Origin of the sequence: Polaromonas sp. (genome assembly GCF_029945685.1) — a bacterium.
In the GTDB taxonomy this organism is placed as follows: Bacteria; Pseudomonadota; Gammaproteobacteria; order Burkholderiales; family Burkholderiaceae_C; genus Polaromonas.
Window position 1 is genome coordinate 61,184 of the sequence record NZ_JAQSDA010000016.1, and the last position, 23,320, is coordinate 84,503.

General features: G+C 63.1%; 22 protein-coding genes. 8 read left to right on the forward strand and 14 right to left on the reverse strand.

The features are described 5' to 3' along the window. Positions 1-61: 61 nt before the first annotated feature. From PSV26_RS11220 to PSV26_RS11235, 4 genes are all read right to left on the reverse strand, one after another. Positions 62-724, reverse strand: coding sequence for a DUF4126 domain-containing protein (locus tag PSV26_RS11220; RefSeq protein ID WP_300512293.1), 663 nt, complete (start codon positions 722-724; stop codon positions 62-64). Next, entirely contained in the window at positions 724-1,503 is a 780-nt protein-coding gene (locus PSV26_RS11225; protein WP_300570654.1) for an enoyl-CoA hydratase/isomerase family protein, read from the reverse strand. The genes PSV26_RS11220 and PSV26_RS11225 overlap by 1 nt, the downstream gene beginning before the upstream one ends. Positions 1,504-1,513: 10 nt before the next feature. Beyond that, positions 1,514-2,653 (reverse strand): acyl-CoA dehydrogenase family protein, encoded by a 1,140-nt coding sequence (locus tag PSV26_RS11230; RefSeq protein ID WP_300570657.1) that lies wholly within the window; start codon positions 2,651-2,653, stop codon positions 1,514-1,516. 109 nt (positions 2,654-2,762) lie between these two features. Further along, positions 2,763-4,397, reverse strand: a complete 1,635-nt coding sequence (locus PSV26_RS11235; protein ID WP_300570660.1) for a carboxyl transferase domain-containing protein — start codon at positions 4,395-4,397, stop codon at positions 2,763-2,765. 377 nt (positions 4,398-4,774) lie between these two features. Here PSV26_RS11235 and PSV26_RS11240 point away from each other — a divergent pair, with 377 nt between their 5' ends. Next, positions 4,775-5,251 (forward strand): SRPBCC family protein, encoded by a 477-nt coding sequence (locus PSV26_RS11240; protein ID WP_300570662.1) that lies wholly within the window; start codon positions 4,775-4,777, stop codon positions 5,249-5,251. Beyond that, complete coding sequence (gstA, locus tag PSV26_RS11245; protein WP_300570665.1) at positions 5,239-5,853, forward strand: glutathione transferase GstA; 615 nt, start codon at positions 5,239-5,241, stop codon at positions 5,851-5,853. Before PSV26_RS11240 ends, gstA begins: the two co-directional genes overlap by 13 nt. Here the strand turns inward: gstA and PSV26_RS11250 are convergent. From PSV26_RS11250 to PSV26_RS11270, 5 genes are all read right to left on the reverse strand, one after another. Then, on the reverse strand, positions 5,850-6,419 hold the full coding sequence (locus PSV26_RS11250; RefSeq protein ID WP_300570667.1) for a hypothetical protein: 570 nt from the start codon (positions 6,417-6,419) through the stop codon (positions 5,850-5,852). The genes gstA and PSV26_RS11250 overlap by 4 nt on opposite strands. Then, positions 6,416-7,405 (reverse strand): hypothetical protein, encoded by a 990-nt coding sequence (locus PSV26_RS11255; RefSeq protein ID WP_300570670.1) that lies wholly within the window; start codon positions 7,403-7,405, stop codon positions 6,416-6,418. Before PSV26_RS11255 ends, PSV26_RS11250 begins: the two co-directional genes overlap by 4 nt. Positions 7,406-7,428: 23 nt before the next feature. Then, on the reverse strand, positions 7,429-9,438 hold the full coding sequence (locus tag PSV26_RS11260; protein ID WP_300570673.1) for an autotransporter domain-containing protein: 2,010 nt from the start codon (positions 9,436-9,438) through the stop codon (positions 7,429-7,431). Positions 9,439-9,529: 91 nt separating this feature from the next. Then, positions 9,530-11,593 (reverse strand): autotransporter domain-containing protein, encoded by a 2,064-nt coding sequence (locus PSV26_RS11265; RefSeq protein ID WP_300570676.1) that lies wholly within the window; start codon positions 11,591-11,593, stop codon positions 9,530-9,532. Between the two features lie 204 nt (positions 11,594-11,797). After that, positions 11,798-12,103, reverse strand: coding sequence for a putative quinol monooxygenase (locus PSV26_RS11270; protein ID WP_300570679.1), 306 nt, complete (start codon positions 12,101-12,103; stop codon positions 11,798-11,800). Positions 12,104-12,305: 202 nt separating this feature from the next. Between PSV26_RS11270 and PSV26_RS11275 the strand changes: the two genes are divergently transcribed. The 4 genes from PSV26_RS11275 (at position 12,306) to PSV26_RS11290 (ending at position 17,148) form a co-directional block, all read left to right on the forward strand. Next, complete coding sequence (locus PSV26_RS11275; RefSeq protein WP_300570682.1) at positions 12,306-13,400, forward strand: helix-turn-helix transcriptional regulator; 1,095 nt, start codon at positions 12,306-12,308, stop codon at positions 13,398-13,400. A 140-nt stretch (positions 13,401-13,540) separates the two neighbouring features. Continuing rightward, positions 13,541-14,590 carry an AraC family transcriptional regulator gene (locus tag PSV26_RS11280; protein ID WP_300570685.1) on the forward strand — a complete coding sequence of 350 codons (1,050 nt, stop codon included), beginning with the start codon at positions 13,541-13,543 and terminating at the stop codon, positions 14,588-14,590. A gap of 535 nt (positions 14,591-15,125) precedes the next feature. Continuing rightward, entirely contained in the window at positions 15,126-15,503 is a 378-nt protein-coding gene (locus PSV26_RS11285; protein WP_300570687.1) for an RNA-binding protein, read from the forward strand. A gap of 139 nt (positions 15,504-15,642) precedes the next feature. Next, complete coding sequence (locus tag PSV26_RS11290) at positions 15,643-17,148, forward strand: NAD(P)/FAD-dependent oxidoreductase (protein ID WP_300570690.1); 1,506 nt, start codon at positions 15,643-15,645, stop codon at positions 17,146-17,148. On the opposite strand, the gene PSV26_RS11295 is transcribed toward PSV26_RS11290, so the two are convergent. Further along, positions 17,145-18,296: a zinc-binding dehydrogenase gene (locus PSV26_RS11295; protein ID WP_300570692.1), complete on the reverse strand. Its 1,152-nt coding sequence runs from the start codon at positions 18,294-18,296 to the stop codon at positions 17,145-17,147. The two genes, PSV26_RS11290 and PSV26_RS11295, sit on opposite strands and share 4 nt — an antisense overlap. A 209-nt stretch (positions 18,297-18,505) precedes the next feature. On the opposite strand from PSV26_RS11295, the gene PSV26_RS11300 reads away from it, so the two are divergent. Together PSV26_RS11300 and PSV26_RS11305 are read left to right on the forward strand one after the other, a co-directional pair. After that, positions 18,506-19,327, forward strand: coding sequence for a hypothetical protein (locus PSV26_RS11300; protein WP_300570694.1), 822 nt, complete (start codon positions 18,506-18,508; stop codon positions 19,325-19,327). A gap of 76 nt (positions 19,328-19,403) precedes the next feature. Further along, positions 19,404-20,465 carry a hypothetical protein gene (locus PSV26_RS11305; RefSeq protein WP_300570697.1) on the forward strand — a complete coding sequence of 354 codons (1,062 nt, stop codon included), beginning with the start codon at positions 19,404-19,406 and terminating at the stop codon, positions 20,463-20,465. Here the strand turns inward: PSV26_RS11305 and PSV26_RS11310 are convergent. From PSV26_RS11310 to PSV26_RS11325, 4 genes are all read right to left on the reverse strand, one after another. After that, a complete protein-coding gene (locus PSV26_RS11310; protein ID WP_300512306.1) occupies positions 20,436-20,732 on the reverse strand; it encodes a YciI family protein in 297 nt (98 codons plus the stop codon). The two genes, PSV26_RS11305 and PSV26_RS11310, sit on opposite strands and share 30 nt — an antisense overlap. A gap of 19 nt (positions 20,733-20,751) precedes the next feature. Next, positions 20,752-22,053 (reverse strand): HipA domain-containing protein, encoded by a 1,302-nt coding sequence (locus PSV26_RS11315; RefSeq protein WP_300512307.1) that lies wholly within the window; start codon positions 22,051-22,053, stop codon positions 20,752-20,754. Between the two features lie 3 nt (positions 22,054-22,056). After that, positions 22,057-22,290: a hypothetical protein gene (locus tag PSV26_RS11320; protein WP_300512308.1), complete on the reverse strand. Its 234-nt coding sequence runs from the start codon at positions 22,288-22,290 to the stop codon at positions 22,057-22,059. 355 nt (positions 22,291-22,645) lie between these two features. Further along, positions 22,646-23,026, reverse strand: coding sequence for a YciI family protein (locus tag PSV26_RS11325; protein ID WP_300512309.1), 381 nt, complete (start codon positions 23,024-23,026; stop codon positions 22,646-22,648). Positions 23,027-23,320 lie beyond the last annotated feature (294 nt).

The following is a 23,320-nucleotide window of genomic DNA, read 5'->3' on the forward strand; positions in this document are numbered from 1 at the left end:
CGCTGCTGCGCCGCCTTGCGGCTGGTCACCACGGTTCGCGATCAATATTTTTTTAAACATGTCAGTCGTTCTTTGAAAAAGGAGATTTCAGGGTGAAAGCCGGCGGCAAACCGGTATCGGGCTTGCCGCTGAAGATGCGGGCCACACGGGCAAAAAGCTGCGCCAAAAAGCGCCAGCAGAGTCGGATCAGCCACACGCTGAGCACCAGCACAAGCAACAGCACAAGCACAAACACCAGCGGATGCGCAATCGCCAGCCACAGGCCGGCCGGCACCAGACCGTCTTCGAGCAGGGACGCCCCCACGTTGCTAAAGGGTTCGGGCGAAGTGTTGATGGCTGCGCGGGTGGTCGCCTTGGCGGCATGGCTGGTGGCCGCCAGCGTGCCACCCATCAACGCTGCGACCAGCGCCATCAGACCACTGTCGGCACCGAACACACCGGCCGCCAGGGCGGCGCCGGCGGGGATGCGGATCAGGGTGTGCACCACGTCCCACAGCGAATCCAGCCCCGGAATCTTGTCGGCAAAAAATTCGACAAACACCATGAAGCCGCTGGCACCCAGCACCACCGGGTGCGCCAGCAGGTGCAGGCCCTGGGGCAATTGCATCCAGCCCATGAACCCGGCCAGGCCAGTGAGCAGCACCACCAGGTACAGCCGCACACCGCTGGCCCAGCCGAGCGCGCCGGCAAGAGCAATCAGTTGGGCGGTGTCCATGGCCTGCATCAGATGAGCCAGCCGGGCTTGCGTTTTTGCAGAAAGGAATGCACGCCTTCACGGCCTTCCGGGCTGACGCGGATGTCGGCAATGCCCTCCACCGTCATCTGCACCAGCGCCGGGGTGATTTCCTGTTCTGCCACGTCCTGCACCAGCTTTTTGCACAGGCGCACCGCCTGCGGGCCGGCATTGACCAGCGTTTTCACCAGCTCGGCCACCTTGCCGTCGAGCTCGGCGGCACTCACCACCTCATGCACAAACCCGATGCGCAGGGCTTCCGCGGCACTGAAACGTTCGGCGGTCAGGAAGTAGCGGTGCGACGCCCGCGCGCCCATGGCGCGAATCACATACGGGCTGATGGTCGCGGGAATCAGGCCCAGCTTCACCTCGCTGAGGCAATAACCGGCGGTGTCCACCGAGACCGCGATGTCGCAGGCCGCCACCAGGCCGGTGCCGCCCGCATACACATCGCCCTGCACCTTGGCAATCGTCGGTTTGGGGCAGGCATAAATCACGCGCAGCATCTCGGCCAGGGCGCCGGCATCGGCGAGGTTTTCCTCGCGCGAGTAGGTGGCCATGCGTTTCATCCAGTTCAGGTCGGCGCCGGCGCAGAAGGCCGTGCCGTTGGCCGCCAGCACGATGCAGCGCACGTCGTCACGCCCACCGAGGTCCTGAAAACACGCGGTCAGCTCGGCGATGACTTCATCGTTGAACGCGTTGCGAACGTCGGGGCGATTGAGGGTGACGGTGGCCACGCCGCCGTCACAGGCCAGTTGCAGGTGATTCATGGTTTCTTCCTCAGTACCTTTTTGCCACTTCTTCCAGCATCACTTCGGTGGCACCGCCACCGATCGCCAGCACGCGCGCATCGCGCCACAGGCGCTCGATCGCGGTTTCGCGGATGAAGCCCATGCCGCCGTGGAACTGCTGACACGTCTGCACCACCTCGTTGACCAGCTCGCCGGTCAGCGCCTTGAGCATGGACACGTCCTGCACGATGTCGTGGCCTTGCGTGACGCGCCAGGCGCAGTGGTACATGAAGGCGCGCGCGGCACGCGTCTTGGCGTCCAGCATGGCCAGGCGCTGGCGAATCACCTGCTGGTCCCACAGCGGCCCGCCGAAGGCCTGGCGCTGGCGCACGTAGTCGAGTGTGAGCTTGAGCGCCTGCTGGCAATGGCCGACCGCCATCGCGCCCAGCGCAATACGCTCAGTCTGGAAGTTTTTCATCACCGAATAAAAACCCTTGCCCTCCTCGCCCAGCAGGTTCCAGGCGGGGATGCGCACGTTGTCGAAGATCAGCTCGGCGGTGTCCGAGGACAGCCAGCCGGTTTTCTTGAGCGCCCGGCCGACGGTGAAGCCCGGCGTGCCTTTTTCGACGATGAACATCGAGATGTCGCGCTTGCCCGGCCCGGTCTTGGCGGCGACGAAGTACAGGTCGGCATGGACGCCGTTGGTGATGAACATCTTGGTGCCATTGATCACCCAGTCGTCGCCATCGCGTTTGGCGGTGCTGCGAATACCGGCCACGTCGGAGCCGGCGCCCGGCTCGGTGATGCCGACGGCGGTGATCAACTCACCGGCGATCACCTTCTTCATGTACTTGTCTTTTTGCGCCGCATTGCCCGCGTGGTGCAAATGCGGGCTGGCCATGTCGGTGTGGACCAGCACGGTGATGATGAAGCCGGCAAAGGTGGACTGCGACAGCGCCTCGGCAAACACCAGGTTGGTCATCGCGTCGCTGTCGGCACCGCCGTATTGCTCTTCGTACATCAGGCCGAACAGGCCGGCGGCACCCATGCGTTTGAGCACATCGCGCGGCACAAAGCCGGTTTCTTCCCAGGCGGCGGCGTGTGGCTCCACCTCTTTGGCGATGAAACGGCCGATCTGGTCGCGCAGGGACTCGTACTCGGGCGTGTCGTAGATGGAAACGTTGGACATGGAAGCCTTGTTCTGAGTTTGTTATTTCCCCACCGTTCGCGTTGAGCTTGTCGAAACGCCTTCGACAGGCTCAGGCCGAACGGGAAGGGTACGGAGAATCACATGGGCCTCACATGCGGAAGACGCCGAACTTCGGCTCGGGAATCGGTGCGTTCAGGCTGACGCGCAGGCCCAGCGCCAGCACGCGGCGCGTGTCCGCCGGGTCGATCACACCGTCGTCCCACAGTCGCGCGCTGGAGTAATACGGGTGCGACTGGTGCTCAAACTGGTCCAGCATCGGCTGCTTGAAGGCTTTTTCTTCCTCGGCGCTCCAGCTGCCGCCCTTGGCCTCGATCGCGTCGCGCCGCACACTGGCCAGCACGGAAGAAGCCTGTTCGCCGCCCATGACGCAGATACGCGCGTTCGGCCACATCCACAAAAAGCGCGGGCTGTAGGCGCGGCCGCACATGCCGTAGTTGCCGGCACCAAAACTGCCGCCGATGATGATGGTGAACTTGGGCACCTGGGCGGTGGCCACCGCCATCACCATCTTGGCGCCGTGGCGCGCTATGCCTTCGGCTTCGTACTTGCGGCCGACCATGAAGCCGGTGATGTTCTGCAAAAACACCAGCGGAATCTTGCGCTGGCAACAAAGCTCGATGAAGTGCGCGCCCTTCTGCGCCGACTCGCTGAACAAAATGCCGTTGTTGGCAATGATGCCAACCGGCATGCCTTCGATGTGCGCGAACCCGGTGACCAAGGTGGCGCCGAAACGCGCCTTGAACTCGTCGAACTCGCTGCCGTCGACGATACGGGCGATGATCTCGTGCACGTCGTAAGGCTTGCGGGTGTCGGTGGGCACTACGCCATAAACCTCGTCTGCTGCATATTCAGGAGCACGTGGCGCACGGCTGGCGAGGACTTCAGGCACTTTTCTATTGAATTTTGCGTTCAGATTGGCCACCGCGGCACGGGCCAGCGCCAGCGCGTGGGCGTCGTTCTGCGCCAGGTAGTCGGCCACGCCCGACAGCCGGGTGTGCACGTCGCCGCCGCCCAGGTCTTCCGCGGTGACGATCTCGCCAGTGGCGGCCTTCACCAGCGGCGGGCCGCCCAGAAAGATGGTGCCCTGGTTCTTGACAATGATCGTCTCGTCGCTCATGGCCGGCACATAGGCGCCGCCTGCGGTGCAGCTGCCCATGACCACGGCGATCTGCGCAATGCCCTGTGCACTCATGTTGGCCTGGTTGTAGAAGATGCGGCCGAAATGGTCGCGGTCGGGAAACACCTCGTCCTGGTTGGGCAGGTTCGCGCCGCCCGAATCGACCAGGTAAATGCAAGGCAGGCGGTTTTGCTGCGCCACTTCCTGCGCACGCAGATGTTTCTTGACCGTCATCGGGTAGTAGGTGCCGCCTTTGACCGTCGCGTCGTTGCAGACGATCATGCAATCCACGCCGTTGACGCGTCCAATGCCGGTGATCACACCGGCGCAGGGTGCGCTGTCGCTACCGTCGCGGTCCGGGTACATGGCCAGCGCCGCCAGCGGCGCCAGCTCCAGGAAAGGCGTGCCCGGGTCCAGCAGCATCTGCACCCGCTCGCGCGGCGGCAGCTTGCCACGCGCCACGTGTTTGGCCCGGGCCGCTTCACCACCGCCGGCAGCGGCCTTGGCCACCTGCAGTTTCAGGTCGTCCACCAGCGCGCGCATGGCGGCGGCATTGGCCTGGAAGTCGGCCGAGCGGGCGTTGAGTTTTGTCTCAAGAACTGGCATAAATTCCTCACAGCGGCGCGAGCGGCCGCGCATGGGCCACTCCTTAACGCCAATACTGCAGCTTAGGCGCAAAAACCTCGAGATGACCGCCACGCAAGTTGCAAATCGTGCCAGTTTTCGTCAGATGTCTTCCCGTCGGGCTGCCACGACGGACCACAGCCGCTTTAAGGGCCGGCGGCCCGCCGGCGGCCCCAAGGTGACACAGATCACGCCAGGCAGGGCGCAGCAGTCAGCAGCCCGCATCAGCGCCGACCCAAGCCCCCCGCTCGCTCGCCTGAATCCGGTCTTGCGCGCTGGAACGAGGTCTATTCGGATGGCAACATCCCCCTTGACCAGAGGGACCCGGGCACCAGGGAGGCTCCCTAGAATTTATTCGCATGATTACCATCTCTCATACCGAGGAAATGCGGTGCTCCCCTGAGCAGGCCTTCGCGTTCGCTGGGGACTATGCGAATGACCCGTTATGGCGTCAGGGCGTGCTCAGCATGGACTACGAGAACAGCGGCGCGCCCTCTGTCGGCGCCCGAACCCGTGAGCGAATGCGCAGCCTCGGTTTCGCCGCCATCACCGTGGCCGAGGTCATTGAATATTCCGAAAGCCGCACGGCCTTTCGCAGCCTGTCGGGTCCGCTGCCTTGTTCCGGCAGCCGGCACTTCATCGCATGCCCTACCGGCACGCGCGTCACTTACACACTCACGCTGGACGGACGCGGCGCGATGCGCCTGATCGAGCCCCTGTTGGGGATTCTTCTTGCACGTCAGGTCCCCGCGGACCTGCGCCGGCTGAAACAGCAGCTTGAGCAGATGGCGAAAGAACCTACAGCAGCCTCGGAGCAACCCGCATGCCCCCTCTAAAACTTTACTACGTCCCTGGGTTTTGTTCGCTGGCCATTCACATCGTGATGCGCGAGCTCGGCATGGACTTCACGCTCGTGAAGGTGGACATGCAAACAAAGCAAACTGCGCAGGGTGAAGACTTTCTGCGCATCAATCCGAAAGGACAGGTACCGTATCTGCTCGCAGATGACGGCATGGGTTTGAGCGAGGGCCCGGTGATCGCACAATATCTTGCGGACCGGCTCATCGACACACCTCTTCTGCCCAAAGCGGGAACGATGAGACGCTACCGCGTCATGGAATGGCAGGCCTATGTCGCTTCGGAGATCCACAAGGCCTATACGCCGCTGTTTCACCCAACGATCGCCGCAGACGACAAGGCGCTGTTTGCAAAAATCCTGCGCACGAGATACCAATGGATAGACGGCGTGCTCGCGCGCGAGATGTATTTGACGGGCAGCAGCTTCACGCTGGCCGATGCGTATCTGTTCGCCGTCACTCGTTGGGCCGGGTACGTGGGTCTGGACCTCGCCGGCCTCACCCACCTGCAGGACTTCATGGGACGGGTGGCCGCCCGGCCTCAAGTTATTCAAGCCTTGCAGGCCGAAAACCAGGTCTAACCGGGAACCTCGCAATTTTTCTTCAGTGACAGATCCACCAGGTGATCATGCCTGGCCAGTGAAGCCGCCAGCGCCTGCTGAAGACCCAAGGCCTGTTGCTGGACCTGCACCATCTTCTGGGTGGTTTCCTGCATTTCTGCCATGCGTGAGTTCATCGAGGACTGCGCGCTGATGCCGCCGACGAAACCGGCCACCATGCCGACGCCGGGAATCATGCTGAGCAGGCCAGTCGCCATTGAGGAGCCTCCCTGCAGGCCTCCAAGCCCGCCGCTTGACTGCTCGATCATTTTTTTACGGGCATGTTCCGCGCTCTCAAGTGCCGTCGTGGCCGCCGCTTGCTGCTCGGACATCGAACTCTCAAGAGTCGTGACCTCCTGGTGGATCTGCGCGCAGGTCAAATTCACATCGGTGATTTTCCGGGCACCAGCCGCTGGATTGCGATAGAGGGCTGCAGGGTCCGGACTGGCCTCGGGCAACGCTTGCGCCCCCACAGACACTGCGCCCGCCATCCCCGACACCCAGAGCGTGCGAACGACCAGGCGCCCTAGCCGGGGGGCGCTCATCATGATGGCTGGCCTTTAGAGGTTTCGATCTGTTTGAGCAGGCTGCGCCAGTCGGTGTTGAACATGAGGCCCAGCAGGCGTCCGGTGCCGCTAGCCGGATGCAACTGCCCTTTGCGCAATGCCGACCAGGTCGGGGACGCCGCGCCCAGGTAAATCACCAGGAACTGGATGTCCGACGCGGGGCGGGCAGGGTCGATCAAATCACGGTTCAGAACGCCATTGACCAGCAGCGGGCGAGTGGTGTTGAGCACCACCAACTGGTAGCCGCCGCCACGACGGAGCACTGTCATGCCGTTGTAGCTTCCGATCGGGAGGGGATCACGCAACGCGTCGGTATCGTTGACCAACACGTTCAAAGCATCCCCCTCGCCGGGCGTATGCTGCGTTCCATCAGGGTAACGTTTGGTGGTCTTGCTGTCGGGTTTGAGTGGATAGGCCCGGATCACCAGGCTCCCCGTCACGGTCGGCCCCACCGCGCCGCCACGCCGATGTCCCAAGCCGCCGCCCGGCCCAATGCTGACACCCTGCGGATTCAAGAGCGGAGGCTGGCTCAATAACAGGCTGTATAGCGCATCGAGCTTAGCGCGCATGGTCGCCACGCCTGGAAGCGAGAGGTTCCCGCCATAAGTTGTCTGCATTTCGACATGACCCATGACGGCGCCCGCCGGCCCAGGTGCCATGCCTATGGTGCCAGGCTGCCGCCAAGCCTGGATGATGCCATGCGGGGGGAAATCCGCCGCATTGTCGAGTACCACTTCCGGGCCGTTTTGGACGGCTGATGGGGTGGCCGGGGTAGCCGGCGAACCAAGCATGGGGCTGGCCGGCGCCCCCGGATTCGCTGCATTTTGCAGTCCCTGGGTGATGACATGGCCTATGGCCTGCTGCAATACGTTATTTAGCAAATCGTTGGCGTTGGCCTGGAAAGCGCTGGTGCACAGGCTCAGCGCGGCAGCGCTGCGGAGGACCAAAACCTGGTGGCGGTACAACATGTTCGTATTTCCTTTAAAAGTGGTCAAAAAGCGGCACGCAGGCTGATCGCCGCAGAGACGCTGGGGTCTTCGCCGCGCGAAGCCGCATGCAGTGAAAAAATCAGCCGGACTTTTTGAGTCAGTTGCCGGTCGACGTCGATGCCGGCGCGCGCCCAGGAACGGCGGATCTGCGAGCCTGCCCCTTCGAACGAGAAGAGCCCAAGCACCTGCCCTTTGATCGCCGGCCCCTGACCATCGAAACGGTGGGCCAATTCCAGCGTTCCGCGCAGGCTCGTGACAGAATCAATCGCGAAGGTCGACCCCAGCCCCAGGCGCGACTCCAATGCGGTATGGCTTTGCCCTTCAAAGCGCGCAGGGAAGCCGCCGCCCACCTCGGTGTAGCCCGCGATTTCGGTGTGGGTCCGAGTCAGCGCAACGTAGGGAGACAACGCCACAGCGCCAGCCTTCCACAGGTCGTTCCAGTCGGCTCGCAGCCGCAGCGCGGTTGACCTGACTGCGGTACTTCCGCGCGAGAAGTCCGTACCACTTCCGCCTGCATAGCCACGATTGACGTCGGCGCGCCAGTTGCCCCGGACCGCGGTTGCAGACAGCTGCGGGCCGGTAGGAACCTGATAGTCGAGTTCCGCCATCACATGCTCGCCGCCAATGCGGTTGCCGCCGAACTCTCCGAGGCTCTGGTTCTGGCGGCCGTAGCCAATGCCAACCCCGGCGCGCAGCGCACCGTGCGCAAAATCGCGGCACAGCCCGACTTCGGCGAGGCTTTCATCGCTATCCCTGCCAGCGCTGTACCGTCCGAGATCGCCGGTCGCCCAGAAACAGTTTTGCCCCTCCAACGCGCCATAGGAAAGCAGCGGACGATGGTGACTGCCCCAAAGAATCATCCCCATCCGGGTGAGCGACTGGGCGTGCTGGAGCGACGGATTGACCGCCTGAAGACTCTGAGAATAGTTGGCGGGCTGCATGACGCCCGACCCCAACGGCGAAACGCGCGCCAGCCAGCCCGTTTCAATCGAGTTTCTGCTGCCATTGCCAACAACGATACTGCCGTCCGCATTGGTCGCGGTGGCTTCCTCCAGATTCCATCGGCTGCTGTCCACCCCCGCGTCCGCGAGCCAGCCGGCCACCGACTGCATGCCGGTGGCCTCGGTCCACCGAAAGGCTTGACTGATGCGCGCGGCATTCTCTGCGCGGCCAACCACCACCAGCCCGTTGGCTGAGACGGCTCGGGCCTCGCTGTCTCGGCCACCCAAGGTACCAATATCTTTCATTCCCTCGGAGGGAGTCCAGTGAAACGCGTGCCTGGCCGTACCGGGCAAAGAGCTGCTGGCCTGGCTCACCCCCACCACCACCCCGCCGTCAGCGGACACACCGGAGGCCTCGCTGTACGGGTCAGCGTTGGGGCCACCCAACAGGGAACCGAGGTCCACCATACCGCCGGCAGCAGTCCATCGAAACGCGTGAGTCACCGTCCCGCGCGTCTTGACCCCCACCACCACCGAGCCGTCGTGCGAGACGCCGGCAGCCGAGCTGTCGCCTGCGGGCAGACCGGCGGCGAGATTCCGGATGGTGTTGTCCTGGGCCCATAACACCGCGCGTTTGGCGCCGCTACTCAGCACGGCTTCCCCGACCACCACGTTGCCATCCCCGGACACCGCGCGCGCCTCGCTGGTGCCGCCCACGCCCAGCGTGCCGAGGTTGACCAGCCCGGCGGAGGTCCACCGGAAGGCGCGCCACTGGTTACTGATCAGGGCGGCGCCCACCGCCACACGCCCGTCGGCCGAAAGGCCAAGTACCGAACCACGCTCTGTGTCAAGCCCGCTCAGGGGCGCCATACTGGCGCCGGCCATGCCGGTCGATGCGAGCGAAAGGTCGTCTGGCGAATCGGTGCGGCCGCCCACTGTGCTGCCATCGGCAGAAATTGCATAGATATTGCTGCCGCGACCGAAGCTTCGCAACTCGCTATGGGCATGGGCGGCCGGGTGAACCAGCGTCAAAGTTGCGAGCGCGAGCGGTGTCAAGAGATAGGTCTTCACTGTCAATTCCTGGCTAGGCGCCGTCAAGCTGGCGCAAGTAAAAAAGGCCCTCTTCCCCGCCGCGGGTCGAGAATGCAGTCAGGCGGAGCGATCAGAAGCCGATGCGCAAGGTCACGGCGGCACTCAGGCGCGGGTCCTCGCCGCGGCTGGCTGCATGCAGCGAAAAGCTCAGCAACTTGTTCCTGGCAATCTGGTGATCGACATCGAGTCCCGCGCGGACCCAGCTCTTCGAATCGCTGATGCCTGGCTGGTTGAAGCTGAACAGACCCAGCACCTGCCCCGTGACGCGCGGCACTTCGCCGTCCAGGCGCTGGATCGCTTCGAGTGTCCCGCGCAGCCGGGTTGCCGGTGCCAGGCTGTAACTCGCCGCGAGACCAAGCCTGGTTTCGAGTCCGGACTGGGTCTGGGCGTCGAAGCGCGCCGGAAATCCGCCGCCGCTCTCGGTGTAGCCGTCGGTCCTTGTGCGGGTGGCAGTCAATGCTGCATAGGGCGACAGCGCGGTCCCCGCCACACTCCAGACATCGTTCCAGTCGGCGCGCAAGCGCAGCGCAGTCGATGTCACGCCCGTGCTACCTCTCGAATAGTCAGCCCCCGCGGCACCGATGTAGCCGCGATTGACATCTGCACTCCATTTGCCGTACACCCCCGTGGCCGAGAGCAGCAGACCCATGGTGGTCTGGTAGTTGATCTCCCCGACCAGGTGGTTTCCGCCCGTGCGCGTGGAGCCGAAGTCGCCCAGATGCAGCGACTGTCTGCCAAAGCCGAGACCGAGACCCGCACGCACCGCGCCGCCAGCGAAGTCGCGGCACACGCCAACTTCGCCGGCGGTGTCTGTGACCTGGCGCTCGCCGCCGCTGCGTCCGATATCGCCGGTCGCCCAAAAGCAGCTCTGCCCGTCGAGCTTGCCGTAGGAGGCCAGTGGGCGGTGGTGCGCGCCCCACATCACCATCCGGCTCAGATACTGGTTGGACTGCGCCAGCGCCTGGCGTGCCACCATCGTGCTTTCGACATAGTTGTCGGGCTGCATGATGGCGGGCTTCACGACGTCGGGTTGCGTGCCGTCGGGTTGCTTGGCGCCGGACCCGTATGGCGCCACGCGCGCAATCCAGGCCCGGTAAAGGTTTGAGCCGGGCGATTTTCCGTACCCCACGAGCACGCTGCCGTCCTCGTTGGCGGAATTGGCAGACGTGAGTTCCCATCCAGCCGTCGATGCCCCATTGCTACCAAGCCAGTCGACAACGCTCTGCATGCCCGTCCCCTCGGTCCAGCGGAATGCCCTGTACCCGAAGTTGTCGTCATAGTTGGACAAGCCGACGATGACCTTGCCATCACCTGATATGCCGTTAGCCACGCTTTGCCCATTTGTCCCCCCGAGCAGCCCGAGGTTCTGCATGCCGTTGGCCTGGGTCCAGCGAAATGCGATCACGGGTCCCGGGCTGACCACCTGAGAGCTCCCCACGACCACCATGCCGTCAGCCGACACGGCTTTAGCGAGGCTCTGCGCTCCGCCCAAAGTTCCCAGGTCCTGCATGCCGCCCGCGGTCCACCGGAACGCATGTTGGGCAGAGCCGTAAGCGAACTGGCTTATGCCGACCACGACCGAGCCATTGGCCGAGACGCCGGTCGCCTCGCTGGAGAGACCGGTTCCGAGGACACCGAGATCCACCATGCCGCCTGCAGCGGTCCAGCGAAACGCGCGTATCTGATTGTTGGACAGGCTGGAGTAGCCGACCACCGTGGCGCCGTCCTGGGAAATGCCGGCGCCAGAGCTCCTGCCGCCACCGAGTGTGCCGAGATTTTCCATGCCGCCAGCAGCCGTCCACCGAAATGCGCGTGCACCGCCGATCGCCACGTCGTAAAAGCCTCCCGCGATCACGCTGCCGTCGCGCGATACACCGGCGGCACTACTGATGACCGCCGGCAGATTCAGGTCCTGCAGCCCCCCGGCATAGGTCCAGCGAAAGGCGTGGTTGTCTCGCGGCGAGCCATTGGACGTGAAAGCCGAGCCAACAACTGTGGAACCATCGGCCGAGATCGCACCGGCAGACGTCTCCCCGCCAAGGTTGCCGAGATCCAGCACGGACTGCGCACTGGCCGCAGATGCAAAAAGCGTCGCAAGCGCCCACATCACGGGGCGAAGCTTGAAGGTTTTCAAAATGAATCCTTTGAAGAAAAATCAGACGCTGTATCCAGCGCTGAGGAAGAAGAGGAAGAAGTGGAAGAAGGAGAAGGGAGTCCTAAAAGTCTAGGAAGCCGTCCTTGCCTCAACACCCCCGAACAGCAGGGGGTTAGGCATCGGAAAAACGTAAAAAATGTTTCCCGATGGACCATTCACTGGCCAACGGTCGGCGCGCGAGACCTAGGCGTCCATCGGGGTGACCGCGACGTTCGCCACCAGCTGTGCTGCAAAAAAACGCTGCGTGTGCGGCAGCGTCATATGGAGGTCGAAAGCCGCCTGGTTGTCGAACGCCTCAAGGAGCACGAAGGAATCCGGATCACTCAAGGCCCGGAAGAATGCAAACTCACGACACCCAGGCTCTTGCCGCGTAGCGAATTCGAGCTCACACAAAGCGTCGCTCAAGGCTTCGCTGTGATGCGGTTTTCCGGAGATTCGGGCGAGTTTTCTGACGAGGAAAGCGGAAACGGGCGATGCGTGATCTGGCATGGAGGTATTGCTCCGGAAAATCAGGAGAGTGGAGCCCGCACCGCTTGCGGACATCGGAAAGACTTAGCACCGCGAACAAGCCGATTGGTCGGCGCCGCCGCTCGCGCAGGTGCGAGGAAAGAAAAGTCTATGTGCGGGATTCGGAGAAACACCCCCTAGATCCAGGGGGTTGCACGCGTATGTCGATCCCTATAATTGGCTGATGACATCTCCCGTCCGTTCCAGCGCACGCACGGTCGCGAGCCTTCGCCAGCTCTGCAGCATGGGTCTGCCCGAAGCGCTGTTCATGGCAAAGTTCCTTGAAGGAATCAGAAGCTGGCTGGGTGCGGATACCGGTCACTTCATCTGGTGCGACCATCAGAGCCTGGAGCCGGTCAACTACAGCGGAGACGGCTTCACCGACATCAGCGCCGTGCAGCGCTTTTTTTCGCATAACTCCAAAGTCACTTACCCGGGCGTGATGCCGGCTTTTACGGATCTGATGCGCAGTTCGGCCTCAGGAACGCTGGGTGGCGGCGAGTCTGGCGCGCGGGCTTATCTGGATTCGGATCTCTACCAGGATGTCATGCGCCCCTGCGACGGCCGCTACATGCTGTACATGGTTGCGCGCAACATCCAGGGATCACCCAAGGGATTGCTTGCGCTGCTGCGTTCGTCGTCCGACAAGCCATTCTCGAAAGCCGACCACAACAAGCTCGCGCAAATCGAGCCCTACTTGCGACACGCGCTGTCGCTCGACAACGAAGACGCAAGCACGCTGGACAGCGCTGACCACGAGGGCCTGGTGGTGCTGGAACGCAATGGTGCGCTGCGCTACCAGGACAGCACCGCGCGCAAGCTGCTGTGGATGGCGAGCCATGACCGAATCGATGGCGGCGCCCTGATCCACCTCGACTCCCACAACATCACGCCACAACTCAGACGTCTGCATCACAGGCTCGTATCGGTGTTCGAAGGGCGCGACGAAGGGCCGCCGTTCTTCGAGTGCCAGAACAGCTGGGGACGCTTTGTTTTCAGGGGGTCTTGGCTCGATGGCGCCGCGCAACGGGCTGTCGGAATACGGGTACTTCATTTCATTCCGCGCGAGCTCAAAGCCTGGACCGGGCTGCACCGGCTGGACCTCGCACCCCGGCAGCAGGAGGTGGCGCTGCTTTTCAGCGGCGGGCTGACGGCCAACGAAATCTCCGATCAGCTCGGCATCAGCCGGCACACCGTCTCGGAGTATGTCCAGGTCATCTATGAGCGCCTGGCTATTGCGCCCAACCGCGAGGCGCTGCAACAGGCCCTGCTATCGTGAGCGGAAATCGCGCCATGCGCACGGGCGATGGCGGGTGAGTGCTCATCATGATCGTCCGGCACTGGCGGCCAATGCGAAAAAGTCGCCAGACGGTCATCGCTTAAGTTGCAAATCGTGCCAGATTGCACCAAACTTGGCCCATGCCTGCCCGCCCGCCGCCCACCCTCCCGGTCCAGCCCGCTGCAGCCACCCCCATGGCCTTTGCACGGGTGATGGTGGCCGCGTACGCGCTTTATGGCCGCAGCCCGGCCAACGCCTTGAAATTGGCACAGATCCCGCCATCCCGACTGCAACAGCCAGCGGCCCGCATCACCGCGCGCCAGATGGAGGTGTTGTCCGGCACGGCGATGCAGGAGCTTGACGATGAAGCCCTGGGCGCCTTCTCACGAAAACTGCCCTGGGGCAGCTACGGCATGCTGGCCCGGGCTTCCCTGAGTGCGCCCGACCTGGGCGTGGCCCTCAAACGCTGGTGCCGCCACCACGCCCTGCTGGCCGACGACCTTGCTCTCAAGCTGGTCGTCACCGGCGACAGCGCCGCCATCGTGATCGAGGAGCGCGCCGACCTGGCCCGGCATGGCCAAGGCGCGCGCGAGTTCTGCCTGGTGCACGTGCTGCGCAACATCCACGGCCTGGCCTGCTGGTACATAGACTCCCGCATTGCGCTGCAGGGAGCGCGCTTCCCCTTTGCCGCACCGCCGCATGCCGATGCCTATGCGCTGATGTTTCCCGGCCCGGTGCATTTTGGTGCCGCGCAGGCCGAGATCCGCTTCGACGCGCGTTACCTCGCCCTGCCCCTGCGCCGCGATGAGAAAGCCCTGCAGCACATGCTGCAGCGGGCCCTGCCGCTGACGGTGCTGCAGTACCGGCGCGACCGGCTGCTGGTGCAGCAGGTGCGGCAGGCCCTGGCCGCCCACCCCGACCAGGCGCACAACGCTGAGGGCGTGGCGGCGCTGCTGAACATCTCGGCGCGCACACTGCACCGCCAGCTCAAGGAAGAAGGTGCGAACCTGCAGCAACTGAAAGACGAGGTGCGCTTCGAACGCGCGAAAGACCTGCTGAACCGCAGCGACAAGCCAGTCAAGCAGGTGGCGGCAGCGGTGGGGTTTGTGAACGAAAAAAGTTTTACCCGGGCATTTCGCGCCTGGTCGGGCGCAAGCCCCGGGGAGTTTCGCAAAGGTTGGGTGGGATAACGAAGCGAGCGCGTGGCCAACGTGCGGGGGGCTAAGGTGTGGGGAGCTGTCACCCCCTCAAAAAGGCCAAGCGCTTCCTGGAAAACAACCGCCTCACGCCGGCCTCGCAGGGGCTGCAGCGCCGGCACCGCGATGCCCGGTCACAGAGGCCAAAAGGGATGGACGGACCTGGTTTGCGAAAAGCGGGGTAAAATACCGGTGTTGCTGTAATTTAGCTTTCCTTTGCAGCAGCGCCAGTCTGACACGGTCCACGGCACCTCACATGCCGCCCCGCACCATTTTGGCCGGTAGTACCGGCCCTCCCGGTCGTCAAACTCCCCCAGCGGCGAGCTTCACCCCGGTCTCTTTTCCTCCCCCTGACCGAATTTTTGACCTGAGTCAGTTACCGGATTGATCTTCGGTTATTGGCGCTCAGTCCTACAGAACGCTGCCCTCGGGCATGCGATTATTTCGTTGACCGGTTTTCTAACCAGAACCGTCATACCCGCTTCGCTCATTTGATTCAAACGTGCAAGCTTTTTTGAAAGGTCCCAAAATGGGCAAGAAACTTTACGTCGGCAACCTCTCCTACTCGGTGAACGACGACTCCCTGCAACAACACTTCTCTGAATTTGGCGCGATCACTTCCGCCAAAGTCATGATGGACCGCGACAGCGGCCGTTCCAAAGGCTTCGGCTTTGTGGAAATGTCCAGCGACGCAGAAGCCCAGGCAGCCATCAGCGGCATGAACGGCAAGTCCGTTGATGGCCGTGACATGGTGGTCAATGAGGCCCGTCCGATGGAGCCCCGTACCGGCGGCTTCGGCGGCGGCGGTGGTGGTCGTCGCGAAGGCGGCGGCGGCGGTGGTGGCGGCTACGGTGGTGGTGGCGGCGGCGGCGGCTACGGCGGCGGCGGCGGTCGCGGCGGCTACTAAGCCCTGCTTCCCGATTGAAAAAACCGGTCCTTTGGGCCGGTTTTTTTTCGCCTGGCTGCGGCGCTGACGGTCAGGAAGCGAAGGTTTTGTTGTCAACGCGACCGTCCCCGCGCCCGCCTACCTCCCTTAAACTGCCCCCATGACAGCCGAGCCCATCGATCCCGCTTTCTTCGACGTGGTGGTCGTGGGCGCCGGAATCTCCGGCATTGCCGCAGCACACTATCTCCAGACCTTGTGCCCGACACGCAGCTACGTGATCCTGGAAAACCGGCAGGCCCTGGGCGGCACCTGGGACCTGTTCCGTTACCCCGGCGTGCGCTCCGACTCCGACATGTTCACCCTGGGCTACAGCTTCCGGCCCTGGGAAAGCGACGCCAGCTTTGCGATGGGGCCGGCCATCCGCGACTACGTGGCCGCCACCGCGCGCGAGGAAGGCATGGACCGGCACATCCGCTTCGGCCACCGCGTCACCGGTGCCGCCTGGGATTCGCAGCAGGCGCGCTGGCATGTCACCGCCACCCTCACCAGCCCCGGCGAGCCGGCGCGTGAGCTGCGCTTTGTCTGCCGCTTCCTGTTCTTTTGCAGCGGCTACTACAACTACGAACAGGGCCACACGCCAGCCTGGCCCGGCCGCGAGGCCTTCCGCGGCCGCATCGTGCATCCGCAGCACTGGCCGGCGGACCTGGACTACCGCCACCGCAAGGTGGTGGTGATCGGCAGCGGCGCCACCGCGGTGACGCTGGTGCCCGACATGGCAGCCACGGCAGCCCACGTGACCATGCTGCAGCGTTCGCCCAGCTACATCGTCGCCCTGCCGTCGCGCGACGGCATTGGTGCGCTGCTGCGGCGCTGGCTGCCGAGCCGGCTCTCGCACCCCCTGATCCGGTGGAAAAACATTGCGCTGGCCAGCGCGTTCTACCAGTTCTCGCGGCGCCAGCCGGCCACCGTCAGGCGCCTGATCCTGCGGCAGGCCGCGCGCCTGCTGGGCCCCGGCTTCGACGTGCAGCGCCACCTGTCACCCCGCTACAACCCGTGGGACCAGCGCCTGTGCATCGCGCCCGACGCGGACATCTTTCGCGCCGTCCGCGAGGGCAAGGCCGACATCGTGACAGGGCAGATCGAATGCTTCACGCCGGCGGGCCTGCGCCTGACCACGGGCGAGGAAATTGAGGCGGACGTGATCGTCACCGCCACCGGCCTGGAACTCAAGGTACTGGGCGGCGCGACGCTCACCGTGGACGGCGCCGCGGTGGACCTCGCCCAGTGCGTCGCCTACCGGGGCGCGATGTTCAGCGGCGTGCCCAATCTGGCGGTGGCCTTCGGCTACACCAATGCGTCGTGGACGCTCAAGTGCGAGCTGGTGGCGCGGTATGTCTGCCGGCTGCTCAATGAGATGGAGCGGCGCCAGCTCGACAAGTGTGTGCCGGTCAATAACGACGCCCGGCTGCCGACACAAGCCTTCCTCGACCTGAGTTCAGGGTATGTGCAGCGCTCGTCCCACCTGCTGGCACGCCAGGGCCTGCGCCGGCCGTGGCGCATGTACCAGAACTACCTGCTGGACCTGCTGGCGCTGAAGTTCTCGCCGCTGCGCGACGGCGTGTTGCGCTTTTCGGTCAGGCCGGCGCCGCGGGATCCGCGGGGTTAGCCCGCCAAGCCTTTGTTCGGGTTGAGCAGGTACTTGGTGCCGGTGGCGCGCTGGCCGTACACCGCAATTTCTGCGGGTTGCAGCGCCTCGGTCAGCGAGATTTCTTTCGAATAACTGCTGGCAAAGGTGGTTTTCAGCTCGTCGGCCACACGCTGGCGCAGGGCTTGCGCAGCCACCGGGCCGATGCGCTGCAGAAAGGGAAACAGGAGCCAGCCGCCCATGCCCCAGGCCATGCCGAAGTTGCGGTTGAACTCGGTGGGGCCGGTTTCCAGGCCGCCGTAGACGTAAACCTGCTTGTGGGTGGTGGAGCCGTAACGGCTGTACTCCTTGGCCGTGCGGTTCAGCGCAGCCTCCATGCAGCCGAGAATCTGCCCCGCCAGCTTGCCGCCGCCGGTGGCGTCAAAAGCCAGGGTGGCGCCGGTAGCCACCAGCGCCTGCGTCAGGTCTTCGAGGAAGGTGGGCGCCGAGGCGTCGCACACATGTACGGCGCCCTGCGACTTCAGCAGCGCCGCCTGCTCCGGCTTGCGCACGATGTTCACCAGGCCGATACCGTCCTTGAGGCAGATGCGGTTGAGCATCTGCCCCAGATTGGATGCCGCGGCGGTGTGCACCAGGGCCGTGTGGCCCTCGCGGCGCATGGTCTCCACCATGCCCAGCGCCGTCAGCGGGTTCACAAAGCAGGAAGCGCCCTCGGCCGGCGTGGTGCCTTCGGGCAACAGCAGGCATTGCTCGGCCTTGACGCAGCGGTATTGCGCATACATGGCGCCGCCCAGCGTGGCCACCGTCTTGCCTAGTAGCGCCTGCGCGGCAGGTGCGCTGCCGGCCGCCACCACCACGCCCGCGCCTTCGTTGCCCACAGGCAGCGCCTGGCCCAGGCGGCCGGCCATGGCTTTCATGGCCGCCGGGGGAATCTGCATCGTGACCACCGGGTGCGTGGCCGTGCCCGACAGCGTGGCGCTTCGGATATCGCCCGCGCCGAACAGCAAGCCAATGTCCGACGGGTTGATGGGGGTGGCTTCGATGCGCACCACCACTTCATCGTCCGCAGGGGTGGGCGTGGGCAGGCTGACCAGCGAAATTTTCAGCTCGCCCTCTGGCGTGACCAGGGACTGGAGTTGAAGGCCGGTAGAGGTGGGGGGTGTGATCATGGCTGTTTCTCCGGGTTGTCGATGTTCTCAGCCAGCGACCTTACACCGTTCGGACTCTCCTGACACCGTCCGGGTTGACTTTCCAGCGTTCGGGCTGAGCCGCCTGTCCTGAGTTCCGTCGAAGGGGTCGAAGCCCTGCCCCCTTCGACAGGGTCAGGGCGAACGGCTTATCCACTAGACTTCGCAGGTCAAGAACAAAGGAGACAACCATGCGCCACCTCTCGAATTTCAAACCCCTGCTGTCCGCCGCCCTCGGCCTGGCCCTTCTCTTCGGCGCAGCCACCGGCGCGCTGGCCCAGACCAAACCCAGGGTGACGGACGCCGGCGACAAACCCGCCTCGGCCATCTACATCGGCAACAGCTTCTTTTATTACAACAACAGCCTGCACAACCATGTGGGGCAACTGATCCGCGAAGGCCAGCCGGGCTTCCGGCACCGCGCCAGCTCGGCCACCATCAGCGGCTCGGGCATGAACTGGCACGACGTGGAAAGTTATTTCCGCCCCAACGCCGTCGGTTCGTATTCGTTTGGCGCCAACAACACCGTCAGCTTCAACAAGCTGGACCGGCTGTTCGACGTTGCCATCATGATGGACTGCAGCCAGTGCCCGCTGCACCCGCAGCTCAAGCCCCTGTTCCATGAATTTGCGAAGAAACACGCCGACACCGTGCGCAAACATGGCGCCAAACCGGTGTTCTTCATGTCCTGGGCTTACAAGGACGTACCGTCCATGACCGCCGAACTCGCCGAGGCCTACACCCAGGCCGGCAACGACAACAACGCCCTCGTCATTCCCGCGGGCCTGGCCTTCGGCAAGTCGATCGCCAAAATGCCGGAGCTGAACCTGTACGTGGCCGACCTGCGCCACCCCAGCGTGGCCGGCAGCTACCTGGCCGCGTGCACCACGTATGCGACGTTGTTCAAGACTTCACCGGTGGACCTGAAATACACGGCCGGCCTGGACCCGGCGATTGCGAAACATTTGCAGACGGTGGCTTGGGAGACGGTGCAGGAGTATTTCAAGCCTTGAAGACCGAGATCATTTTCGGGTGTAACCGACGCATGGCGACAATATTTCCAACGGCACGCGGTTCGCGGAGATATTCATGACATCCACCACCCCGCCGCTGGAGGCTGTGTACTACGGCTCTCCTATTCCTAGAGGTAGAGCTCAACTGACAACGCTCGGGCTTATCTTCGATAAAGTACATTTTCCGAACGTTAGTCTTCCAGCGGAAGGGGTCGACTTCAAGGGCGTGGAGCAAGAGGCGCGCCGCATAGAGACATACGGTCGCAAGGACTATGACACCGTACTTTTGCTGGGGCTTCTCCGAGCGCTTCCGCACGTGAAAGACTTGCAGGAGTTTTGCGTCTTTACCGGGGATTTCGAATCCATATGGGCGAAGGACGCGAACTCGGACGTTGAGGCACTTGTGTCCGCATTGGAAGAAAAGATATTTGGCCCCCCTCCAGCCGGGTTTATCCCAACACGCATGCCTGCTTTTCATAAGGGGCTTCCCGGCATTGATAGCGAAAAATCCCTAACGTATGCAGGTGCGTTGTTTTATCCTGCGAACGCCATGATCTATGCTGCGAAGCATGGTCTTCCATTGATAAATGACAGTGATTTGCCGGTCCCTGCATTGGGCGGTCAGTCTGCGAAAAATAATGAGCGGCTACTATCGACCGTCTTGGCGCGGGAGTGCGTGGCACTTGCCCTGCCCACTGTCCCGTCGCTTGGGCCAAAACAGATCGTTGAGATCAGATCCGAGCTTAAGGGATCGCTTCAACCCTTTCGCACGGGCTTGTTGCGGCTCGCGGGTCGACTTAACGACTGCATAACCCAGAACGCAACAATCGAGGATATTACTGAGCAGGCTCGATTTTTGGTTGCAACGGAGATTCAGCCGGCCCTACTTGACCTCAGTGAAGGCCTTAATAGATCGACCAAGTCCATGGTCACGAGAACCTTCGAGGTTGTCCAACATTTACCCACTCTTGCTGCCAGTTTCGCGGCAATGGACTGGTCGATGGCAATAGCACAAGCCTTAGCTGCGGCAGGAGGAATCCTGACAAATCGGCAGCACGAGAGTCCGGAAGCGACCACTGCTCGCTCTCCGGTTTATTACTTGCTCAGGCTACAACAAATGTCTGGGAAGAAGCGGTGAGTACCTAGTCACAGCATCCCATAGTCCAATCAGAACAAAGCAACTTTTATGGTGCTGCGCCATATGTCGCAGAGTGCGTCCACTACTGTGAGTGTGCATGCTCAAAAACCCAATCGGGTGCACCTCAATCCCCCACCCCACACTCTCCCCCAGCGTCGCCGACGGATACAGCGAAGCCACCCGCACCGCCTCGTCTTTGTCCGCCGCTTCAATGATGAAGAACCCGCCGACCAGCTCCCTGGCTTCGGCATAAGGCCCGTCGGTCATCTGCGGCCGCAAAGCTCTTTTATGCTTTCACACGCTCAAGCATGAAGGGCACCACCATCTTTTCGATGGCCAGCAACAGCCGCTGCTCCCCTGCCAGGAAAGCCTTGGCCGGCGCTGGGTAGTGCTGGTTTTCCGCCTCTATGCCTGCGCGCACCGCTGCCAGCGCCGCCGGCAGGGCTGTGGCAATCGTGTTCAGTTCGCGTTCACTGATGCGGCGGTTCAAACCAAGGATGTCTGCTGCCTCAAGCACTGCCTGGCGTGTCACCTGACCGAACTTGGTGGCGCCGGGCAGGGGAATCATCAGATCGACCTCGGGCCAGGTGGCTCGTTGGTCTGCAAAGGCCTTGGTGCGGTAAACGGAGGTGGCCAGCATGTCGTAGGGCGGCGCCAGGTCGACGCCCTCGGCACTCACCTTGAAGGACACATTCTTGAGGTGGTTGTCGTCGTTGCCGATCAGCAGGTTGAACACCAGCCAGCGGTACAGGCGCAGGCGTGCGGCGGCGCGGCCGCGGCATTGCTCTATGCACTCGGCCAGGGTCTGCAAGCTGGCGGCTGTATTTTTGAAGTTGCGTGACTTGTTGAGCAGCTGGCACGCGTCGATGACATGCAGGCGCCGGGTTTGGCCCTGCGCGTCGATGATGCGGTCAAAGCGCTCGATCAGGTAGACGGGCTGGGGCACATAGCGGCGATAAACAGGCGGTGAGCCGAGAGCCAGCATTGCACCCAGACGCTGCATGGCGTATTCGTTGATCACCGAGGAAGGGTAGTCATCACTGAGGTGATCAGGCTTCAGGAGATGGGTGGAAGGTTCATTGCCCACAGGTTCATACAGCTGTTCGTCGCGGTAGACCACCAACAGCTTGTGCTGGGCGCCAGCGACGGACATGCGCTTGGGTGCGCCGGTACTGAGGGACTGACGCGGCAAGTCGCGTATGCGCTGGCTCAGTTCCGCGTCGGGCAGTGGCTTGAGACCGCCTCCGGCCGGAGGTGGCACGCCGGGCGCCAGCAAGACGAGTGAGCCGGCGGACTCGGCGCCCAGGTATTCGAGCAGGGCGAAGGCATCGTCGCCCTTGATGCCCGACTCCTTGATGAGTGCCTCGCGCAAGGTTTCTTCGGGCAGGAGGTTGTCAAAGTACCACTGCACCGGACGCAAGGTGCCGCCGTCCTGGTGCAAGCCTTTGGCGCGGCTGAGCGCCGGCGAAAGGTCAAAACCCTGCGGTGCCTGCATCCATTCGGCGGTGTATTCGAACTGCCAGAGATCATCGCCCTCACGGAGGGTGCCCACCTGCTGGTCATTGAGCCAGGCATCAAGCGTCCGCATGCTTCAGCCCTGCCCTGCGGCTGAGGTTTTTTGGGTGGCCCTGGTTTTTTTGTGGGGGCGGCCAATGAGTTTCGCTTGCAGCAAGGCCAGCTCCGGCGCGGATTGCTCCGGAATGTCGACCGAAACGCGCAAGCCCATTTCAGCCAGCACCTTGAGCACCAGCCCCAGACGCACGGTGTCTTTGCCCAGCTCAACATCAGAAGCGAACTGCTTGCTGACCCCCGTCAGAGTGGCCATGTCTTCGAGGCGCACTTTTTGACTGCGTCGTACAGCACGAAGGGCCAGGCCAAGGTCTTGAACGGAATGAATAGGTATTTGCATAAAAATCCTGTGATTGCAGGATTTTTACGTCATAAAGATGCTTCAGTCAAGAAAATCCTGTGATTGCAGGATTAGATGGAACCGGCAATCACTGGTTTTAAAGTCCTTTGATCGCAGGTTTTTTGCAGATTTGCGTGCTTTTGATGCTAAAAATCCTGTAATCGCAGGATATTTTAAGGCCCGCTGCCTGACGCGGGCATGGAACCCGAGTCAGGTCCGGGATGACATGCTGCGAGCTAAGGGGTTCCACAACTAAAAGCCAAAGCCTCAGCTATTTTTGTGTCTTGACCGAACAAGTGCCGATCGGGTGCACCTCGATGCCCCAGCCTATGCTTTCGCCCAGCGTGGCGGCGGGATGCAGCGACGCGATGCGTATGGCTTCCTCCTTGTTGGGCGCTTCGATGAGGATGACGCCGCCCACCAGCTCCTTGGCTTCGGCATACGGCCCGTCGGTCACGGCCGGCTTGCCGCCGCGTGGGCGGAGCGCGAAGGTGGCCTGGGGCCCTTCGAGCGAGGCGCTCCAGAGCAGGCCACCGGTTTGCGCGAGGGCTGCGTCTTTGGCCGGCAATTGCGCGGCCAGCGCCTGCATGTCGGCGGGCGCCATGGCGGCCATTTTTTCGGGGTCGTAATAAGCAAGGCAGAGGTATTGCATGGCGATGTCCTTGGGTCGGTGGTTGAGGGTCACACCTGCACGACGAACGGCTGGCCCGACTTTCGACATCTTGCCCCAGGCCCTCAAAGAAACGCCCGCAGGAATGCCTTTTCTGAGGCAGGGCCAACCTGTGCTTCGGCCAGCCACCGCGTGGGTGATTGGTTCAGTCCGCCATTTTTGCTATTTTTTTCATAGCTGCTCGCGCCCGATGGATAAGGGCTGTCGGCCGATTTTATGCACAGGTTTCGCCCGCAGGCCGCTACCCCTCGTCGAAACCCGTCAACCCCGCCAGCC

Coding starts and splice junctions, on each gene's coding strand:
- PSV26_RS11220 (WP_300512293.1), bottom strand. CDS start 724: ATGCAGGCCATGGACACCGCCCAACTGATTGCTCTTGCCGGCGCGCTC.
- PSV26_RS11225 (WP_300570654.1), bottom strand. CDS start 1,503: ATGAATCACCTGCAACTGGCCTGTGACGGCGGCGTGGCCACCGTCACC.
- PSV26_RS11230 (WP_300570657.1), bottom strand. CDS start 2,653: ATGTCCAACGTTTCCATCTACGACACGCCCGAGTACGAGTCCCTGCGC.
- PSV26_RS11235 (WP_300570660.1), bottom strand. CDS start 4,397: ATGCCAGTTCTTGAGACAAAACTCAACGCCCGCTCGGCCGACTTCCAG.
- PSV26_RS11240 (WP_300570662.1), top strand. CDS start 4,775: ATGATTACCATCTCTCATACCGAGGAAATGCGGTGCTCCCCTGAGCAG.
- gstA (WP_300570665.1), top strand. CDS start 5,239: ATGCCCCCTCTAAAACTTTACTACGTCCCTGGGTTTTGTTCGCTGGCC.
- PSV26_RS11250 (WP_300570667.1), bottom strand. CDS start 6,419: ATGATGAGCGCCCCCCGGCTAGGGCGCCTGGTCGTTCGCACGCTCTGG.
- PSV26_RS11255 (WP_300570670.1), bottom strand. CDS start 7,405: ATGTTGTACCGCCACCAGGTTTTGGTCCTCCGCAGCGCTGCCGCGCTG.
- PSV26_RS11270 (WP_300570679.1), bottom strand. CDS start 12,103: ATGCCAGATCACGCATCGCCCGTTTCCGCTTTCCTCGTCAGAAAACTC.
- PSV26_RS11275 (WP_300570682.1), top strand. CDS start 12,306: ATGACATCTCCCGTCCGTTCCAGCGCACGCACGGTCGCGAGCCTTCGC.
- PSV26_RS11280 (WP_300570685.1), top strand. CDS start 13,541: ATGCCTGCCCGCCCGCCGCCCACCCTCCCGGTCCAGCCCGCTGCAGCC.
- PSV26_RS11285 (WP_300570687.1), top strand. CDS start 15,126: ATGGGCAAGAAACTTTACGTCGGCAACCTCTCCTACTCGGTGAACGAC.
- PSV26_RS11290 (WP_300570690.1), top strand. CDS start 15,643: ATGACAGCCGAGCCCATCGATCCCGCTTTCTTCGACGTGGTGGTCGTG.
- PSV26_RS11295 (WP_300570692.1), bottom strand. CDS start 18,296: ATGATCACACCCCCCACCTCTACCGGCCTTCAACTCCAGTCCCTGGTC.
- PSV26_RS11300 (WP_300570694.1), top strand. CDS start 18,506: ATGCGCCACCTCTCGAATTTCAAACCCCTGCTGTCCGCCGCCCTCGGC.
- PSV26_RS11305 (WP_300570697.1), top strand. CDS start 19,404: ATGACATCCACCACCCCGCCGCTGGAGGCTGTGTACTACGGCTCTCCT.
- PSV26_RS11310 (WP_300512306.1), bottom strand. CDS start 20,732: ATGACCGACGGGCCTTATGCCGAAGCCAGGGAGCTGGTCGGCGGGTTC.
- PSV26_RS11315 (WP_300512307.1), bottom strand. CDS start 22,053: ATGCGGACGCTTGATGCCTGGCTCAATGACCAGCAGGTGGGCACCCTC.
- PSV26_RS11320 (WP_300512308.1), bottom strand. CDS start 22,290: ATGGCCACTCTGACGGGGGTCAGCAAGCAGTTCGCTTCTGATGTTGAG.
- PSV26_RS11325 (WP_300512309.1), bottom strand. CDS start 23,026: ATGCAATACCTCTGCCTTGCTTATTACGACCCCGAAAAAATGGCCGCC.